Here is a 2,093-nt window from a genome sequence, read left to right on the forward strand (position 1 = left end):
GCCGAACACGTCCTTCAGGACGCGCCGCTTGGGGTCTTGCCCTTCTGTCGTGAGGGCCGCTGCCGGTGCCTGCATCACGGAGCGTCCACAGCCTGCGTTGTTATCGGCATGTCATACCCAAACTCGGCGCAGAAGCGCTGGACGCGGACGAGGAATGCCGGCGACAGGCCGCCGAGATCGGTCCGGAAGTCTTCGCTCCTCTCCCATTTTTTCAACGAAGCCACCCGGATCGGATTGTCCGGATCCTCGCTGAAGCGAATCCGCGGCGTCAGCCCGAACAACTGCGCGATTCGCTGCTGAATGGCATCGGGCGCGCCGATCATGTCTTCGTAGCGAACGAAAAGGATCTGCCTGTGCGGTTGTGCCTTCTTCAGCCGTATCAGCGCATCGTATTCGGCCAGCCAGCGATGCGGCGTGACGTGGAACCGACGCTCGCTGCGTGTTTGCGGATGCGAACTTGTCAGCGTGTCGAATGGATGGCGCACGCAGTAGATCAAGCCGATGGAAGCAGGCAGCTTCGCCAGACGCGCAAAGCTGCGCGCATCGCGCTTGACGACGAGGTTGGATTCCGGCCGGTCCAGCATGTCCAGCATTGTGTATCGCGCTTCGGGCGGATGGACGAAAATGTCCTGGAAACACCTCATCAGCCGCTGTGTCAGTGTCGTCCCGCTGCGCGCACAGCCCGAGATGAAAATTCTGTTGGCCGGCGTCGCGCGTGGGTATGCGCGTTTTTGCATGCGCCTTTTCAGAGACAGCGGCACGAACCGATGAAACTCCCGCATGACCCTTCGCGCGGCCGCACTGAACGCGGCCTCAAGTCTGTGAGCGTCCTTCATCCGCAATTCCGCTGGGCCACCCGGCGCGAAACGCGCCGCTTGGGGTCCATGGCCACGATGCTCGTCGCAGATGCCTGCATCAGGCAGACACCCGGTTGGAATTTCGTGGACTGGAGAGGATGTGGAAACCGGTCAAAACGACTCTCTGCATGGGCACCTTGCCTTAGCGCAGCTGTCATCACGCCACAACAGGAACAGATCGTTCGCAGCCTGCGCCTTCCCCCAGGACACCCGCACCCCGCTGGATTCCTTCACGCACCACGATGTAAGCTCGGCCCAACAAGCCAGGGAGGGCGCGATGCTGCAGACCAGACAGGATGTTCTCGGCGAGCGGTTCCAATTGCAGCGTGCGGCCTTCGGGACACAGCCCTTTCCTGACCTGGGCGTCCGCAAAGACCGCCTGATGCGCCTGCTGGCGCTGACCGAGCGGCACGAAGCAGAGATCTGTGCGGCGATCGACGCCGACTTTGGAGGCCGTTCGGCACACGAGACGCGGCTTGCGGAACTGTTCGTCGTGCGCGCCGGCATCCGCCACGCGCTGGCCCATCTCAAGGGTTGGATGCGGGAGCGTCGCGTAGCCACCACCATGCCGTTCCTGCCGGGTAGAAATCGCCTCGTCCCGCAGCCGCTCGGGGTCGTCGGCATCGTGTCGCCCTGGAATTATCCTTTCCAGCTCGCTGTGGCGCCGGTGACTGCCGCCCTCGCCGCCGGCAATCGGGTGCTCATCAAACCTTCCGAACTGACGCCGGCATTTTCCGAGCTGCTGGCCAAGCTCGTTGCCGAGCATTTCGCGACCGATGAGCTCAGCATCATCACCGGCGACGCCGAGATGGGAAAGGCTTTCGTGTCGATGCCTTTCGATCATCTGCTGTTCACCGGCTCGACATCGGTCGGCCGCCACGTCGCCATCGCGGCGGCCGCCAATCTGACCCCGGTCACGCTCGAGCTCGGCGGCAAGTCGCCGGCAATCTTCGATCCATCATGCGACCTCGACGCGGCGGCAGCCAGCATTGCCTATGGCAAGCTGTTGAATGCCGGGCAGACCTGCATCGCGCCGGATTATCTGCTGGTGCCGAAGGGGCAAGGAGACGCGGTCTCCGCGAAGCTGGCAACGGCGATAGCACGGCTCTACCCGACCTTGCGCGACAACCCCGATTATACCGCCATCATCAGTGACCGGCACCACCAGCGCCTGCGCGACATGATCGCCGAGGCGCGTGATGCCGGCGCCGATGTCACCGAAATCAACCCGGCCGG

Annotated in this window: 2 protein-coding genes; one reads left to right on the plus strand and one right to left on the minus strand. The window is 63.4% G+C overall.

What is annotated here, in order from left to right; all coding sequences use genetic code 11:
• Positions 1-74: 74 nt before the first annotated feature.
• Complete coding sequence (locus tag EN935_RS32915) at positions 75-836, minus strand: sulfotransferase (protein WP_127265000.1); 762 nt, start codon at positions 834-836, stop codon at positions 75-77.
• 298 nt (positions 837-1,134) lie between these two features.
• Between EN935_RS32915 and EN935_RS32920 the strand changes: the two genes are divergently transcribed.
• On the plus strand, positions 1,135-2,093 hold a 959-nt coding region (locus EN935_RS32920), incomplete at its 3' end, for an aldehyde dehydrogenase family protein (RefSeq protein ID WP_127374070.1).

It is taken from the genome of Mesorhizobium sp. M7D.F.Ca.US.004.03.1.1, from assembly GCF_003998635.1.
Lineage (GTDB): Bacteria > Pseudomonadota > Alphaproteobacteria > Rhizobiales > Rhizobiaceae > Mesorhizobium > Mesorhizobium loti.

Bases quoted from the DNA above. Each gene is read 5' to 3' on its own strand.
- EN935_RS32915 (WP_127265000.1), bottom strand. From the start codon at position 836: ATGAAGGACGCTCACAGACTTGAGGCCGCGTTCAGTGCGGCCGCGCGA.